Below are 16,623 nucleotides of genomic sequence, written 5' to 3'. Positions count from 1 at the left end.
GCGCGCGACGCCGGCGTGGCGCGCGTCCGGCTGGCGGGGAGGCCCGCCGGCCGGACGCCGGCGCGTCAGTTGATCTCCGGGCACAGGATCTTGTCCGAGGCCGCGTCCTTGTTGTTCCCGTCGTTGCACTCGTCGATCGCCCCGTCCGGATCGACGACGGCGTAGATCAGGATCGACAGGTTCGACGGGAACTTCTCGATGGTGGCGGTGAGGTTCACGCTCGCCCCGGGCGCGATCGGCCCCGGGATGACCTCCTCGTGGAGCACCGTCCCGCCCTGACCGGGATCGCCCGCGTAGTACCGGATCCGCACGTCGCTGGCCGGCGCGGAGCCGGCGTTGGTGACGGTCGTCGGGACGTCGACCTGCTTCACGGCGCACTTCGTGGTGTTCACCCGGCCGACCTCGATCTGGAGGTCCGGGCGCGCGCTGCCGGCGTCGAGGGGCGCGGTGAGCGCGTTGTTGTCCTCGTGGCACTCGCGCTCGACGGCGTCCTCGTCCACGACCGCGCGCACGCGGGCGGGCAGCGTCCCCTGCTCGTTGTGCGCGGCGCTGTAGCTCACCGTCAGGAGCAGCGAGCTGTGCGGCTCGATGCTGCTCTGGAGGACGAACTGCAGCGGGGCGAGGTCCTCACCGTAGAGCGGCTCGTCGACCTCCGGCGTGTCCCACTCGCCGTAGAATTTGATGGCGACGCCGGGGCCCACGCGGAGATCGCCGAGGTTCTCGACGCGCACGGTGATCGCGACCTCGTCGGTGAGCTCGCCGCAGGTCGCGTCCGGGGACGAGACCTGGATGCCGCTCAGCGCGAGATCCGGCGCGATGCCGTACGACCGCGGGTTCGAGCGGTAGGTGTTGTAGACGCGGCCGCCGTACGGCTTCCAGCTCTCGGGCTCCTTCAGGGGGATGCCGCCGCTCTCGAGCACGTTCGTCACGTGGTAGCTGTGCTGGTTCCAGATGCGGCGCGCCGAGACCCAGAGGTCGTTCTGCGCGCCCCAGACCTCGAGGCCGTTGTTGTAGTCGGTGCCTTGCGAGCAATGGGTCGATTCGTTCGAGGTGCCGAACACGATCTCCGCGTTGCCGTCGTTGTCGACGTCCGCGACGATCGGGTACTCGGATCGGGTGCGGCTCGGCGAGGGCACCTTGAACAGGACGTCGGCCGTCACGCCGTCGTAGATGCGGAAGTAGCACTCGTCGTTGTAGATGACCTCGGCGGCGCCGTCGCCGTTGAAGTCGAACACGCTCGACCCGGTGGTGCGGCTCGAGTCGTCCTCGGTCAAGCGCTGCCAGCCGTTGTGGTAGCAGACGCAGGTGCCCCGCTGCTGGTTGCACGTCGCCGCGCCCGGGGCGCCGCATTCCTCGTCCGTTGTGCACGGCTTCCCGTTCGGGGTCCGCTCCGGGTTGCCCTGCAATCCCGTGAGCCCGTCGGTGAGCGCGTTGGGCCACGCCGGGCACTCGGCCGTCGGCGCCTGGAGATCGAACATCATGTAGCGGAGGCCGAACGCCGTGCCGACCTCGGGGAAGCCGTCGCCGTCGAAGTCGTCGACGTTCGGGGCGCCGCCGTCGAAGGTGGTGCCCTCGGCCGTCATCACCTGGCGGCGCTTGATGGTGCCGTCCTGCCCGTTGAGCACGAAGAAGTACCCGTTGTTGAACAGGATCACCTCCGGGCGCTCATCGAGCGGGTTGCTCGGCCCGGGCGCGGCGTCCTGGTTCTCTCCGAGGACGTCGGCCACGGCGCAGAGGCCGTCGCGCTGTTCGGTCGGGATCCCGGCCGTGCCGTTGACGGTCTGCCCGTCCCAGACCTCGATGAGCTTCCCCTCGCAGTACGCCGTCGCCTCCTTGTCGGTGTACGGCGGCGCGCACCCGGCCCTGCTCGTCACGCCGGGCGGCGGGCGGGGCAGCCCATAAGCGGTGCTGCCCGCGACGACCTCCAGCCGGGGGTCGTCGTTGAGGTTCGCGACGCACGCGATGGGCCCGAGCCGGTTCTGCTGGTTCGTCGGAGACCCCTGTATCCCTTGAGCCTTGTCGCCCTTGAAGTGGTCGACGATGGAGAGCTCGCGGGTCGCCTCGTCGACGCGCAACGTGAACACGTTCGGCCCGACCACGATCTCCGGGAGCCCCTGTCCGTCGATGTTGGCGAGCGCGGGCGACGGCTCGTTGTAGCCCGTCCAGATCTCGTTCACGAGGACCCTGGTCTCGCCCGTGTTGCTGAAGATCTGGAGCCCTGTCTTCGTCACCTCCGTGGCCCCAGACCCCGTCACGACGGCGGTGATCGCGACGATCTCGGGGACGCCGTCGCCGTCGAGATCGCCGACGGCCAGCCCGGAGGTCGGCATCAGCGTCGCGTCGGCGCAGGCGTAGGGCGCGTCGATGGGGTCGCCCTCGTGCCAGACCTGCGCGCCGAGAACCGCGAAGTAGTTCTCTCCCTTGCGGGGCCCGCCGCCGTGGATCGCCCGGAGGACGCCCTGCTTGCCGAAATTCGAGCCGCAGAACGTCGTGAAGATGATCTCGGGGAAGTCGAGCTCGTTGATGAGCCCGTCGCCGTTGTCGTCGTCGAGGTTGGCGACGAGCGGCGTCATGACGGTCTGCGCCGAGGTCTTGAACGGGCTGTTGGCGGCGTCGGAGTTGGCGCGGTTCTCCCCTCCCCACTGGATCTCGTTCTGCGGCAGGGCGCCAGCGAACGGCTCCGGCGGCAAGAGGCACGTGGGCGCGGCGCCCGTGCCGGAGCAGGAGCCGACCTCGCAGGAGGCGTAGGTGGGGCAGTCCCAGTCGTCCTCGCAGGGGCAGCTGGCGGTCCCGGCGCCGGCGTCGGTGCACTTGCTCTCGAAGTAGGCCGATCCGCCGCACGTGAAGAGCTCGCTCGTGGTGCTGCCGTTCGAGACGCACAGCCGGAGGCTGTCGCCGTCGCACGTCCGCTCGCCGGCCGTGCAGGCATCGACGACGCAGATGGTGCCGTTGCAGAACTGGTTGAAGGCGCACTCGAGGTCGCTCTGGCAGGCGATATCGACGCAGCGCGCGCCTGCGTCCGGGGGCGTCTCGCACACCTCGGTCGCGTCGCAGGTGAGGTCGTCGCACGTGTTGTCGACGCAGGTGCCTTGTCCGTCCGCCTCCTCGCAGTGCTGGTCCGCCCGGCAGCTCACGCCCTCACAGCCACTCTCGCCGCCTGCGCCGCCCGACGCGGCCATCGACCCGACGAACCCGCCGCCATCGCCCGAGCTGCTGCTCGTGCCGCCGTTGCCTCCGCCGCCATCGCCGGGGGGCGTGACGACATCCGGATCACCGCCGCAGGCCGCTGCAGCGAGCAAAAACCAAGGAAGGGCGCGGGGAAGCAACCGCCGGGGGCACGTGGGCATGAGGCGATTGTACGAGCGCGCTGTCGGCATGGAAGCGCGTTCGCGCGCGGGATCGTGCGGCGAGTGGGAGCTCTGCCCACGATGGGCGTCGCGCGCGGCGGCGATCAGCGGCAAGCGGGGGAGAGGGGGAGCGGGTCACGCGGGCCGTGGGGACGGCCGCGGTGGGGACCGAGAGCTCCGGCGCACGGAGGGTAGCGGAGGTGACCTGGGTGCGCGTGCCGATCGCGCTGCCCACGCTCGACAGCGCGAGTGTCGTGCAGCGCCGGAGTCCGACAGCGCGCTTGTTCTACCCGCGGGGCCTCACGCGCCGCCGCTCTCCAGCGCCTCTTGCAGCGCCCGCACCTCGCGCGCGAACGCGGGCTCGGTGCGCAGCGCGGCCGTCCGCTTGTCCGGCAGCGAAAGCGTGCGGTCGGCGACGACGCGCGCCGGCCGCGGGGACAGGACGACGGCGCGCTCGGCGAGGTAGGCGGCCTCGGTGATCGAGTGGGTCACGAAGAGCACCGTCATGCCGAGCTCGGCCCAGAGCGCGCGGAGCTCGTCGTCGAGCCGGCTCCTCGTGAGCTCGTCGAGCGCGGCGAACGGCTCGTCGAGCAGGAGCAGCCGCGGGCGCGTGACCAGCGCGCGGGCGAGCGACACACGCATGCGCATGCCGCCGGAGAGCTCGGCCGGGTACCGCGCGCCCGCGTCGGCGAGGCCGACCTGGACGAGCGCCGCCCGCGCCGCCGCCCGGCGCTCGTCGAGCGGCGCGCCGGCGAGCTCGAGCGGCAGGGCGGCGTTCTCGAGGACGCTCCGCCAGGGCAGGAGGTGGGCGTCCTGGAACACGTACGCGAGGGGCGCGCGCGCGCCGCCAGCGCGGCGTTCGCCGCCCGGCGCCTCCTCGGCCTCCACGACGGCCGCGCCGGCGTCGGCGCGGTCCAGCCCGGCGACGAGCCGCAGCAGGGTGGATTTGCCGCACCCGGAGGGCCCGAGCAGCGCGACGAACGCGCCAGGCGCGATGTCGAGATCGATGCCGTCGATCGCGATCACGCCGGGGGCGCCGTCCCTCGGCGCGCGGCCCGCGTCGTCCAGCACCGGGAAGACGCGCCGGACGCCGGTCAGCCGCACGCGGACGCCGCCGCTCGCCCTGGCCCTGTTCGTCTGCATCTGCGCCCGGCGTTCTATCCGCGCCGCCGCCGGTTGACCAGGCGCTCGTGCGTCGCGCGCCCGCGCCGAACAGCCGAGCCCGCGGAGCCGCCGCGCCCGCGCCGAGCCGCCGCGCGCAACGCCCGTCGCCCGCGCCCTCAGCTCGACGAGGCCGTTCGCACGCAGCGGAAGCCGCCGCCGGCGAAGCGGTAGTGCGCCTCGAAGCTCGTGCGCGCCCAGGTGCGGAGCGACTGCGCGCCGTACATCCACGAGCCGCCGCGCATCACGAGCAGCGGCCGATCCGAGGGCCGCGTGTTGCGCGGGTTGTGGGAGGGGCCGTCCGCATAGAAGTGCGGATCGTCGTAGTCCTCGCACCACTCCCACACGTTGCCGGCGAGGTCGAGGATGCCATAAGGAGAGGCGCCCGCCGGCAGCGAGCCGACGGGCACCGTCCCGCCCTCGCGGTTGTCGTAGTTCGCGCGCGTGGGCCCGGGCTCGGCGCGCCCCCACGGGTATTTGCGGCCGTCGGTGCCGCGCGCGGCCTTCTCCCACTCGGCCTCGGTCGGCAGGCGCTTGCCGGCCCAGTTGGCGTAGGCCCGCGCGTCGTCCCACGACACGTACACCACGGGGTGGTCCTCGAGGCCCGCGGGGATCTCGCCGCGCCTGAAATGGGCGAGGAGCCGGCTCGCGTCGTCGTCGTCGGGGCGGTACCCGGTCACGTCGAGGAACGCCTTGAACTGGCGGTTCGTGACCGGCGTGCGGTCCATGTAGAACGCGTCGACATGGACCTTCCTGCGCTGCTGCCCGCTCAGGAACGGCCCGCCGGGGACGAGGATCATCTGCTCGCCGGTCTTCTCGCGGACCGTCGGCGCGAGCTCGCGCCCGTCGGACGAGGGCCGCGACGGGGCGGGCGAGAACTCCGAGAGCGCCTCGTCGAGCCGCGCCCGGAACTCCGCGCACGACGCCGGCCTCCCCGCCGGGTCCTTCGAGAGCGCGTCGAGCACGAGCCGGTCGAGGGCCGGCGGGAGGTCGGGGCGCAGCGACGAGGGGGGCGCCGGGGCGTCGGCGACGTGGGCCATCATCACGGCGAAGTGGTTGGGGCTGTCGAACGGCACCTGCCCTGTCGTCAGCTTGTAGAGCGTCACGCCGAGAGAGTAGATGTCCGAGCGCCGATCCGCGGCGTGGGGGCTCTTCACCTGCTCGGGCGACATGTAACAACACGTCCCGAGGAACGCGCCGCTCAGCGTGTACGTCGTCCCCTCCAGGATCTTGGCGATGCCGAAGTCGACGATCTTGGGGTAGAGGCCGTCTTTCCCGGTCGTGACGAGGATGTTGTCGGGCTTGAGATCGCGGTGGATGATGCCCATGCGGTGCCCCTCGTCCATCGCGTCGAGGACGCCGCCGAACAGCGCGCGGATCTCCTGGAAGGGGATGCGCCCGCGCCACCGCTCGAGGTGCCGCACCAGCGTCGACCCGTCGACGTACTCCATGACGATCGCGAGCAGGTGATCGCGCTCGACGAAATCGTAGACGGCGACCACGTTCTCGTGGCTCCAGGAGCGGAGCACCCGCGCTTCCCGCGCGAACCGCCGCCGGATCTCCGGGTTGCCGCAGAGGTTCGAGTGCAGGCATTTGACGGCCACGACGCGCTCGCGCGCCCGGTCGTAAGCGCGGTAGACGACGCCCATGCCGCCCTCGCCGAGCGTCGACTCGATGCGATAGACGCTGATCTCCGTCCCGGGCAAGAGCCGCACCGGCGGCAGCGGCAGGGAGGCTGGCGGCAGCCCGACGGCGCCGAGCTGCGTCGCGGGGAACGCCGTCGCGGCGAGGGCGGGGCTGGGATCCGGCGCGGTGACGAGCTGGCCGCACGAGGGGCAGAAGCGGGCGTTCTCCGGGAGCGGAGCGCTGCAGCCGGCGCACCGGGGAGAGGTGTCCTGGCCCATCGGTGGCCGGGGAGTCTCGCACAGGTCGGGGCGGCCGTGGGTGGCGAATGTGCGGCGCGCGGGAGCCGGTGACATCGACGGAGGTGATGGTAGATCCGTCCCATGGACGACTGGCTCCGCCGCGCGCCGACCGCCTTTGGCGGCAAGCGCATCTTCCGGCTCGGGCTCGCGGCGAACTACGGCATCGCTGAGGGCGGGGTGCGCGCGGCGATGGACCGCGGCGTCAATCTCTTCCTCTGGACGATGCGCTCGGGCGGGCTCGGCAACCCGCTGCGCGAGGCGCTGAAGGGGCGCCGCGACAGCGTGGCGGTGGTCGGCTTCGCGCAGGCCGGCTGGTTCGGCTGGGGCGTGCGCCGGGGCGCCGAGAAGCTGCTCCGGGAGCTCGGGACCGATCACCTCGATGTCTATCTGCTCGGCTGGCTCGGCGTCGGGTCTGCCTGGACGAGCGCGACCGAGCGCGAGCTCGTTCACCTGCGCGAGAGCGGCAAGGTGCGGGCGCTCGGGGTGAGCATCCACGACCGCGCGCGGGCAGGCGGCCTGGCCGGGTCGTCGCCGCTCGACCTGCTCATGATCCGCTACAACGCCGCGCACCCCGGCGCGGAGCGGGACATCTTCCCGCACGTGCGCGACGCGAAGCCGAGCATCCTCGCCTACACGGCGACGGCGTGGCGCCGGCTGCTGAAGCAGCCGAAGGGCTGGGATCGCCCGGCGATGACGGCGGGCGACTGCTATCGATTCCAGCTCTCCAGCCCGCACGTGGATCTCGCGCTGACGGGGCCGAAGAGCCGCGCCGAGGTGGAGGCGAACCTCGACGCGCTCGCGAAGGGGCCGCTCACCGCGGACGAGGAGGCGTGGATGCGGGAGTTCGGGCGCGCCGTGCACGGGTGAGGAGGCGTCGGTGGATCGGCTGATCATCGCGAGCACCGCTGTTCTGCCGGCGGAGGCGGCGCGCTCGCTCTCGGAGGGCGTCGCGCCGCACGCGCTCGAGCTGGCCACGGCGCGCTCCGCGAAGAACCTCGCCGTCGTCGCGCCGGATCCGCTCGTCCTCGGCGCCGAGGTCGTCTTTGGCCAGCCGCACCCCGACGACGTGCGCGCGGCCCCGCGGCTCCGCTGGGTGCACCTCAGCACCGCGGGGTATGCCCGCTACGACGTGGCGGCGGTGCGCGCCGCGCTCGCCGCCCGCGGCGCCGCGCTGACGACGAGCAGCGGCGTCTACGCCGATCCTTGCGCGGAGCACGCGCTCGCGTTCCTGCTCTCGGCCTCGCGGCGGCTGCCCGAGTGCCTCGAGAACCAGCTCGGCCCGCGCGGCTGGCCCGACGCGCACCTGCGGTCGCGGAGCGCGCTCCTGCGCGGCCGGCGGGTGCTCCTCCTCGGCTTCGGCGCGATCGGCCGCCGCCTCGCCGAGCTGCTCGCCCCGTTCGAGGTGGAGCTCTGCGTCCTGCGCGCCCGCCCCCGCGGCGATGAGCCTTTCCGCGTGGTCGCGAGGGAGGAGCTGGGCGACGCCTTCGCCTGGGCGGATCACGTGGTCTCGAGCCTGCCCGAGGCCGAGGGCACGCGGCGGCTGGTCTCGGCCGCGCTGCTCGCGCGGATGCGGCCGGACGCGTGGTTCTTCAACGTGGGCCGGGGCGTCACGGTGGACCAGGCCGCGCTGCTCGAGGCGCTCGAGGCGCGCCGGATCGCGGGCGCGTACCTCGACGTGACGGATCCCGAGCCGCTGCCGCCGGAGCACCCGCTCTGGCGCGCCCCGGGCTGCGTCATCACGCCGCACACGGCCGGCGGGCGGCGCGAGGAGCCGATGGCGCTGGTGGAGCATTTCCTGGCGAACCTGCGGCGGTTCGAGCGGGGGGAGCCGCTCGTGGACAGGGTGATCTGAGGCGGCGGCGGGCGCCGGGTCGCGGGCGGCGCGTCACTCCAGCTGGATCTGATACCGCGGCAACGGGTCTCTGCCCGTCCCTGCAGCCACCGGGCGTCGGGCCTCCACGCGCCGTTCATCTCCTCGCGGCAGCGCGTCTCGACCGTCATCGTCCCCCCGGAGAACAGGAGGAGATTGTACTGGAGCGGGTATCCCGGCACCCATTGCCGCGCGGGCGCGCCGAAGGTGCCGGCGGAGACGATCTCGAGCCGCCTTCCGCCAGGGCTCATGTCGTACCGGTAGAGCTGGTTCTCGGCCCGGTGGACGTGGCCATGGAGCGCCACGCGGAAGCCGGCCACGGTGCGATGAAGAAGCTCCCGCCGGCCTCCGTGATGAGCTCATCGCGACGCGTGAATCGGATGTTCGCCGCTTGCTCTCCTTTGATGATCAGCTCGGCGATCTTGACGTCCTTCTGGCGATCCATCTGGATGATCCGGAATCGACCCGAGAGGTCGGGCAGCGCCTCGGTGAACGAGCTGCCGATCGGGTTGATCCCGATGAGGGTCACCTTGGCCTAAGGCCGCTCCTGATCCGCGAGGATCTTCATACGGCAGCCGGCGCAGAGCGAGACAAAGGACGCGTCGGCGTGCCGCGGGCACACGTCGCCCTCCGGGCGTTGATCTGGCCCGGGATGTTGTCGCGATGCGCTACGTGGCGTCGCCGAGCGCCTTTTGGCGCAGGACGGTGCTCTTCCAGTACGGCGGTCGCGACGTCGGCGCTGGGTGAGCGACAAGGAACGTCGGTCGGCTCGCCGAGCGCGGAGAGGAAGCGGACGATGCTGCTTGGCTCGGTCACCGTGGCGGCTCTCGCGCACCCCGCCGTGAATTACCAGTGCTGCCCTCACGGTGGAAAGATGCCGACAGCCTGGAGCGATCTCCGGCGTGGGTTGCGTCATTTCGAGAATCGGCGCTTGCCTTGTTGCAAGGTCGACCTATCTCGCCCTATTCTGCGACGATGATTCATTCGAGCCGACGCCAATTTGGTCGCCAAGCGTTTATGAGCATGCTGCTGCTCGCGATAGCCGGTGTCGAGCGGAGCGCCCGGGCGGACGGGGTGGCACCCCTGGAATTGACGGCAAAGCTCGTTGAGATTCCCTCCAAGATGCCCCCCGATGACCTGTACGATTACGCCTACGTGATGCGCTACCAGGTCCAGGGCGGGGCGCTCGACAAGCAGTTCATCCTTGTCGCGCACTACAAGCCGCTCGTGCCGCGCTCCAAGATCAAGGACAAAATGAAGGAGCAGGTCGGCGGCAAGCTGCGCAGCTTCAACCAAGGCGACGTTCACAAGATGAAACTGACGGCTGATCTGAAAGCCATCTGGAAAGGTGCACTCGTAGACGAATATGCCGCTACGGATCGCGGGAGCGTCCGCTATTGGTGCCTCCAAGTCGACCCAGCTTGACCTTGCGCTCGGGAGAAACTCGATTGAACTTCAGACGACTACGTGTCCCGGGCGCCTGGCTGGTCACATGTGGTTTGGCCGCGGTCGCCAGCTTTCCGTTCATTGCGGCCGAGCGCGCGGCTCGGCAAAACGATGTGCGAGTGGCCCGCCTGGAGGCGACTCTCGGCGAGCGAGGCGACGCGCTCGCCGAGCTCGGACCAGCGCTGTCTTTACGAGTTTCACGGTTGGAAGGCCTGCTCTCGAGCTGGGAGACGATCGGCGGCTGCGGAGCCGGTAGCTCCACGGGCGCGGGGGGCGGAATCAAGTGGATCGGCCGCAGCGTGACCGGGGGGCTATTTGAGCTGCAGACACTCGGCACGTACACGCATCTGGAAGACGGCTACAACCTCAGCTTCAGTCCTCAAGTCTCGCGTAATTTGAGCGAGAAATGGAATGTGGGGCTCGTGGTTCCGCTGCTCTACAAGTACTACCGCGACTACTACGGCCTGCCCGTGGACATCTCGAACTCCGGCGTGGGTGACGTCGCGGGGTTCGTCACGCGGCGCTTCGGCGAAATCAACTCCACCAGCCTGACGTTGCTGGTCGGTGTCCCGACCGGCGTGCACGACGCCCAGTACAAGAACGACTATCTCACGCAGGAAAAGCAGCTTGGCCTTGGCAAGGTGAGCGGCAGCCTGACGCTCGACCATACGATCGACAAGACGTGGGGGCTGATCGTGCTGGGCGGCTCGTTCGGCTACCGCGGCGGGGAAAACGAGCTGGGCAACTACCGCGCACCGGCGGCCGCGATCTACGGCTACTCGGGCTATTTCTGGGGGCCGTTGGTGCCGTCGCTCGGCCTGTCGCTGTCGCATTTCTTCGGTGCGGATCGTGACCGTGGGCTTGACCAGGAGGTGCAGCTGTGGGCAGTCACCGGCACGCTGGCCGTGGAGTGGTCGAACGCCTGGCTGGCGATCTTGGGGGGCGTGTCGCTGCCGCTCGGCTGGGACACGCGCGGAGTTGTCGACGGCGCCGAGAGCAGCAGCCAGGGCGTGGGCCTGCAGCCGTGGACGGCAGGCATCGGCTTCACCGTTTCACCGTTCTGAGAAGTGGTCATGTTGCCCGTCGCCGCCCTGCTCCGCCATCGCACGCCGCTCGTCGCGGCGTTGCTCGGCCTGGGTGCGGCCTCGACGGGGCTCGCGCCTTCGGCCGACGGCGACATCTGGTGGCACCTCGCGGCAGGTCGCGAGATGGTCGCTCGGCGTGGGCTCCTGTTCACCGATCCCTTCTCGGTCAGCGCGCAAGGGCGTGCCTGGGTCGACGTGCACTGGCTCTTTCAGCTTGCGGTGTACGCGGTGCATCAGGCGGTCGGCCTCGTCGGGCTTGTTTTGGTCAAGTGCGCGCTGATCGGCCTGGGCGCGGGCCTCCTCTACTTCGCGCTCGAAGCGCGGCGCGGCTCGTGGGCGAGGGGGCTCCTCGTGACGTCGCTGGTCGGCGGGCTTCTGGCGGCTCGCTCGCTCTTGCTCGTCCGGCCCGTGATAGGCACGCTCGTCCTGCTCGCGTTCTTCTGGTTCGCGCTCGAGCGCTTTCGGCGCGACGGCCGGGTCCGGCACCTGCTGTTGTTGCCCTTGGCGCAGCTGGTTTGGGCGAATTTCCAGGGCCTTTCGGCGCTTGGCCCCGCGGTGATCGCGGCGTACGCGGTGGCGGCGCTCGGCTGGGCGAGCTTCGGCCAGACGCGTGCGTGGCCATTTGCGCGCGAACACGCTGGTGCGCTGGCACCGTGGGCGCGGGTACAGCAGCTGTTCGCGACGCTGGGGGGGTGTTTGCTGGCGACGTGTCTCACGCCGTTTGGCTTGCGCGGCGCAGCGTTGCCGGCGCTACTGCTCGGGCGCTTGTTGCCCGGCGAGCACCAAGTCTTCGCCCACGACGTGGCGGAGAACCTACCGCCCATCGAGCTCGAACGCCTGTCAGACGGCGAGTTCTGGCACTTCAAATGGTGTCTGGCGCTGCTCGCTCTGTCCGTGCTCCTGGCCGGGCGCCGCTTGAGACTGAGCCATGCGCTGCTGCTGCTCGGCTTCGCGGGGCTGGCCTTGATGAGCAACCGCAACGTGCTCCTGCTGTACTGGGTCGGGGCGCCGATCTTCGCGGTCAATCTGGCCCCGGCGCTCCGGCGGCTTTGTGTCTCGAGCTTTCGCCGCGCGGGCGTGCGCGCGGCGGTGGGTCTCAACGCGGTGCTCCTGAGCGCGCTGCTGCTCGTTTCGGCATCGGCGGCGGCGCGCGAGCCGCCGCTGGCGGATCCGAGCCCGTTCCGGGTGCCGGCCGAAAGCGCTGTGCGCCTCGACGCGCTGCCCGGGGGCGACGTCTTTGCGGCCGATCATTACGGAGGCTACCTGATCTGGCGGCTCTATCCGCGGTTTCGGCCGTACATTGACACTCGGCTCGTGTTGCGCACCGCCGACGAGTTTGCCGAGTACCTGAGGCTTGCGGACGAGCCAGAGCGTTTCGAAGCTTTTCAGGCGCGTCATTCCTTCGCCTACGTGGTCTTGCCGGTGATGTTCCCCGAGCGCTACCAGCGCTTGATTGGCCACCTCTACGCGAGCGCTGATTGGAAGCTGCTCTACACGGACGGCTCGGAGGTGCTGTTTGCTCGCCGCGACCTTACGCCCGGCGTCGCGGAGCAGCCGTTCCGTGAAGCCAGCGAGACGGACCGCACCTTGGTCCAGCTGGGGCAGCGCTTCGCGGATTCCCCAAAGGTGCACGCCGCGGCACGTCTGAGCCTGGCCACGTTGCACGGCGTGCTCGGTCAGCTCGAGCAAGCGGAGCGTACGCTCGCGAGCCTCGACACGCCGCAAGCCCGAGCCCTCGAAGCGCGTCTTCGCTTTGCAGCGGGTGAGCTCGATGCCGCCGAGCGGCTCGCCCGGCAGAGCTTGGTTTCCCAGGACGACGACGTCGGGAGCCTGAATCTCATGGCGTTGATCGCCCTGCGAAGGGGCGAATCGGCGCAAGGCCTGGGCTTTCTACGGCGTGCCTTGCGCGTCCGGCCTTTCGACCCCGAAGCGACGCGGATCTTGGTGAACTTGGAGGAGAGTCGACGATGAAAACACTTCTCAACGTGAGCCTGTCCAGGTCTCGGTGGGCGCTCGTTTCCTTGTTCGCGCTGGTCGGCGGGCTCGCCTGCGGGGTCGCCGAGCACCCGCACGACACGCAGGCCGTCGGGACGGGCGACGACTTCGGGGCATCGAGCGGCGCTGGAGCGGCGACCACTACGGGTGGAGCTTCGGTCGGCGGTGCCATGACTGCGGCGAGTGGGAGCGGTGGCGGCGGGAGCAGCGGGACCAGCGACGCGGGGTCCGGCGGTGGGCCGGCGCCTTCGGGCGTGACCATCAACCTTGGAGGCGTTGACGTTCCGAGGGAGCACGCGATCGCCTTCATTCACATCGGTCACTCCAACATGGCCGGTCGCGCCACGAGGCCCCAAAGCTCACGCCCGTTCCATTTCACGGAGACCCATCCGCACGCCTTCATGTACCACCCTGGCTCGGCGCCGGAGCTCGCGATCGAGCCGAAGACCGCGGGTGACACTGCCGCCGGCGGGCCGGGTACGGCGCTGGTCAAGGAAGCCGCGATGCTCGCGCCCGACTACTATTTCATCTCGCTCGGGTTTGGGTGGCCCTCGGCCTACTGCTCCCAGTTCATTCCGGGCGGCCTCTACTACGACAAGCTGATCGCCGCACCGAAGGCCATCAAGGGGCGGGTGACCTTTGGCGGCATCTTCATCTATCTCGGGATCACCGAGCGACACGGCACTGCCGCCGATCGCTCCGGTTTTCCCGAATGCATCAATACTCTCGTGACCGCCATTCGCAACGACATCGGCGAGCCCACGCTGCCTGCATTGATGAACGACTACGAGGTGGAAAGCTCGGGCGAGTTCGTGGTCGGCGGCGCCGTGGCGAACGCCATCCGTCCCGAGATCGAAAGGTGCCCGAGCGTGGTGTCGAACTTCGCGCTCGTCTCGGCCGAGGGCGTGGGCATGCAAGACGACCATCACTTCAATTTGGACGGCCATCGCACCTGGGTGCAGCGAGCGCTCGCGACGATGAAGGACAAGGGCTGGCGCCCGTGGGCCCCGTGAGCCGCTGATATGGTCTTTTCCAGCCATATCTTCCTATTCTACTTCTTGCCGCTGGTACTGGCCGCGTACTACGCCCTGCCGGGCCGGGCCCGCACGGCCCTCATCGCCGTGTCGAGCTACGTATTTTACGGCTGGGCGAACCCGAGCTGGGCCGTGATCATGTTCTTCGGCTCGAGCGTCGACTACGTGTGCGGCCTCTTGCTTCTGAAGATGTCACGGCTGCCCGACGTCGACGGCTTACCGCCCGTGATTGGTCCCGAGGTCGTGCGGACCCGCCAGATGAAGCTGGTGCTGGCGACGTCCATCGTCACCAACCTCGGGATGCTCGCGGTGTTCAAGTACACGGGCTTCGTCGCCGAGAACATCAACGCGCTTGGCGCGCTCTTCGGCAGCTCGACGCAGATCGTGCCGGTCTTGCACATCGTTCTGCCGGTGGGCATCTCCTTTTACACGTTCAAGGCGATGAGCTACGCCATCGACGTGTACCGCGGTGACGCCCGACCGATGCGGCGCTTCACCGACTACATGTGTTTCGAGGCCTTTTTCCCCGACTTGGTGGCGGGCCCCATCATCCGTTATGCGGCGCTCGAGGAACAAATGCGCGTGCGCCAGCACACGCTCGAGAAGTTCGCGCGCGGCGTCGCGTTCTTCTCGCTGGGAATGGGTAAGAAGATTCTGCTGGCCAACCCGATGGGGCACATCGCCGATACGGCGTTCGCCGGTGGCGCCAAGCACTTCTACGACGCGTGGTTCGGGCTGGTCGCTTACGCGTTCCAGATTTACTTCGATTTCTCCGGCTACTCAGACATGGCCGTGGGCTTGGCGCTGATGCTCGGCTTCGTGCTGATCCAGAACTTCGACTCACCCTACAAGTCGCGCAGCATCACGGAGTTCTGGCGGCGCTGGCATATCAGCCTGTCCACGTGGCTGCGCGACTATTTGTACATCCCGCTCGGTGGCAATCGCAAAGGCCCCCTGCGCACGTACGCCAACTTGATGGTTGTCATGTTGCTCGGTGGGCTCTGGCACGGTGCCAGCTGGAACTTCGTAATCTGGGGCGGCATTCACGGTGGCATGCTCGGGGTGGAGCGCAGGCTCGGTAAAGCTCATCCGCTGCGCCGCCTGCCACCTGCTGTCGGCGTCGCCTTCACCTTCTTGATCGTGTGCCTGTCGTGGGTGTTCTTCCGCGCCAAGACGCTCGATCAGGCGGTGACCTACCTGGGCTCGCTGTTTGGGCTCGCCGCCGTTTCGCCGGCGGCGGACGTCGTGGCGGGCGCGCTCCACCCGCGGTACTACGTGGGGCTATTCGCCTTGGCCGCGGTCGTGATCTTCGGCATGCCCAACAGTTGGGAGCTCACGCGGCGCTTGTCCTTGCCCCGTACCGCGTTCGTGGCGGCCACGATGGTGCTCGCGACGTTGATGATGTGGACGCAGACCATCAACCCGTTTCTGTACTTTCAGTTCTGAGGCCGCGCGATGCAAAGTACCTTGCCTCCCTCGTCCTCCGCCATCGAACGCAGTGGCGGTCCGACCGACCCCACAGGCGACGAGCAGCTGCGCCGCGGTATCATCGCGACCGACGTGAGTCGCGGCGCGGCCTGGCTGCTCACGCTGCTGTTTCTAGGGGCGATCTACGCTGTTCCGCTGGCGCAGGCCTACCTCGAGAAGCGCGAGGGTGAGGAATCGCCTCTCGCGGATCTGGTGCGCCGCCCACCGACGGCCGAGAACCTGCGTCAGCTCGAGAAGGGCATCGAGGATGCCTCGTACGCCAAGTCCTGGGTCCAGCCCCGCGTGCAGCTGCTGCTCACTCGTCTACGTGTGGGCAACAAGCTCGCGGTCGTCGGACACGGCGGCTGGCTCTATTACACGCCCGGTGTGCTGCACGTCAGCGGGCCCGGATTCTTGGAGCCCGAGGTGCTGCGGGGCCGCGCCAGGGAAGCGCTCGACGCAGGCCAGGAGCCCATCCACCCGGATCCGCGACCCGCCATCTTGGCGTTCCAGCGAGCGCTCGCGCAACGCGGGATTCGCCTCGTGCTCCTGCCGATGCCGGACAAGGCTGGGATCGAGCCGGGTCCACTTCTTGGGCGTGATGGGCGCGTCGAAATGGCGCAGAATGTCGACTACGACCGCTTCTTGAGCGAGCTTCGAGCAGCCGGCGTGGCCGTGCTCGACGCGCGCCGCAGCGTGCCTGAGCCCCGTACCGAGCCGCTTTTCCTGGCTCAAGATACGCATTTTGCGCCCGGCTACATGGAGCGCATCGCCGCCGACCTCGGCCAGCTTGTGATCGGGCTCGGGGTATTGCCAGAGCTGGCAGAGAAGCCCGTGCTGCACGGCGTTCCGCAGCCGGCTTCGCGCGTCGGTGATCTGGTCGACATGCTCAAGCTGCCCGACGATCAGAGCCTGTTTCAAGCGGAGAGCGTGGTCGTGCACCAAGTGCAGGACGCGGCCGGCGCGCCCTGGGAGCCTGACGAGAGCGCCGACGTGCTCCTGCTCGGCGACAGCTTCACCAACATCTTCACGCTCGAGGGAATGGGCTGGGGCAATGCGTCCGGCCTGGCCCCGCACTTGGCCCTGGCGCTTGGTCGCCCCATCGACGTGATCGCGCAGAACGACTCCGGTGCCTTCGCTACGCGCCAAGCGCTCGCGCGCGAGCTGAACGCCGGCCAAGATCGCCTGGCGGGCAAGCGCGTGGTGGTCTGGGAGTTCGCTGCGCGCGAGTTGTCGGTCGGAGATTGGATTCCGCTGGATTTCCCGACTCCCAAGCCTGCGGGGGCTCCGTAG

The 16,623-nt window shown here is 69.4% G+C and carries 12 protein-coding genes; 8 read left to right on the top strand and 4 right to left on the bottom strand.

Features of this window, described 5'->3' with window-relative positions; genetic code table 11:
- Positions 1-65: 65 nt before the first annotated feature.
- The 3 genes from WMF39_RS30160 to WMF39_RS30150 form a co-directional block, all read right to left on the bottom strand.
- Positions 66-3,347, bottom strand: a complete 3,282-nt coding sequence (locus WMF39_RS30160; RefSeq protein ID WP_437739946.1) for a CARDB domain-containing protein — start codon at positions 3,345-3,347, stop codon at positions 66-68.
- A 300-nt stretch (positions 3,348-3,647) separates the two neighbouring features.
- Positions 3,648-4,490: an ABC transporter ATP-binding protein gene (locus tag WMF39_RS30155; RefSeq protein ID WP_437739945.1), complete on the bottom strand. Its 843-nt coding sequence runs from the start codon at positions 4,488-4,490 to the stop codon at positions 3,648-3,650.
- Between the two features lie 137 nt (positions 4,491-4,627).
- The gene (locus WMF39_RS30150) at positions 4,628-6,412 is read right to left on the bottom strand and encodes an SUMF1/EgtB/PvdO family nonheme iron enzyme (protein ID WP_437739944.1); all 1,785 of its coding nucleotides are present in this window, start codon (positions 6,410-6,412) and stop codon (positions 4,628-4,630) included.
- 102 nt (positions 6,413-6,514) lie between these two features.
- Between WMF39_RS30150 and WMF39_RS30145 the strand changes: the two genes are divergently transcribed.
- Positions 6,515-7,300 (top strand): aldo/keto reductase, encoded by a 786-nt coding sequence (locus WMF39_RS30145; protein ID WP_437739943.1) that lies wholly within the window; start codon positions 6,515-6,517, stop codon positions 7,298-7,300.
- A 10-nt stretch (positions 7,301-7,310) separates the two neighbouring features.
- Positions 7,311-8,285: an NAD(P)-dependent oxidoreductase gene (locus WMF39_RS30140; protein ID WP_437739942.1), complete on the top strand. Its 975-nt coding sequence runs from the start codon at positions 7,311-7,313 to the stop codon at positions 8,283-8,285.
- A 265-nt stretch (positions 8,286-8,550) separates the two neighbouring features.
- On the opposite strand, the gene WMF39_RS30135 is transcribed toward WMF39_RS30140, so the two are convergent.
- Positions 8,551-8,832 (bottom strand): hypothetical protein, encoded by a 282-nt coding sequence (locus WMF39_RS30135; RefSeq protein ID WP_437739941.1) that lies wholly within the window; start codon positions 8,830-8,832, stop codon positions 8,551-8,553.
- A gap of 446 nt (positions 8,833-9,278) precedes the next feature.
- On the opposite strand from WMF39_RS30135, the gene WMF39_RS30130 reads away from it, so the two are divergent.
- From WMF39_RS30130 to WMF39_RS30105, 6 genes are read left to right on the top strand one after another with little or no spacing between them, the layout of a single operon-like run.
- Positions 9,279-9,728 carry a hypothetical protein gene (locus tag WMF39_RS30130; RefSeq protein ID WP_437739940.1) on the top strand — a complete coding sequence of 150 codons (450 nt, stop codon included), beginning with the start codon at positions 9,279-9,281 and terminating at the stop codon, positions 9,726-9,728.
- A gap of 23 nt (positions 9,729-9,751) precedes the next feature.
- Positions 9,752-10,813 (top strand): hypothetical protein, encoded by a 1,062-nt coding sequence (locus tag WMF39_RS30125; RefSeq protein WP_437739939.1) that lies wholly within the window; start codon positions 9,752-9,754, stop codon positions 10,811-10,813.
- Positions 10,814-10,822: 9 nt separating this feature from the next.
- Positions 10,823-12,805, top strand: a complete 1,983-nt coding sequence (locus tag WMF39_RS30120) for a tetratricopeptide repeat protein (RefSeq protein WP_437739938.1) — start codon at positions 10,823-10,825, stop codon at positions 12,803-12,805.
- A gap of 50 nt (positions 12,806-12,855) precedes the next feature.
- Positions 12,856-13,842: a sialate O-acetylesterase gene (locus tag WMF39_RS30115; protein ID WP_437739937.1), complete on the top strand. Its 987-nt coding sequence runs from the start codon at positions 12,856-12,858 to the stop codon at positions 13,840-13,842.
- 9 nt (positions 13,843-13,851) lie between these two features.
- A complete protein-coding gene (locus WMF39_RS30110) occupies positions 13,852-15,309 on the top strand; it encodes an MBOAT family O-acyltransferase (protein WP_437739936.1) in 1,458 nt (485 codons plus the stop codon).
- A gap of 9 nt (positions 15,310-15,318) precedes the next feature.
- A complete protein-coding gene (locus WMF39_RS30105; protein WP_437739935.1) occupies positions 15,319-16,623 on the top strand; it encodes an alginate O-acetyltransferase AlgX-related protein in 1,305 nt (434 codons plus the stop codon).

The sequence above is a fragment of the Sorangium sp. So ce1504 genome (assembly GCF_051521635.1).
Classification (GTDB): domain Bacteria; phylum Myxococcota_A; class Polyangia; order Polyangiales; family Polyangiaceae; genus Sorangium; species Sorangium cellulosum_B.
The sequence above is the reverse complement of the archived record's forward strand: the minus strand, read 5'-3'. Positions and strand labels throughout refer to the sequence as shown.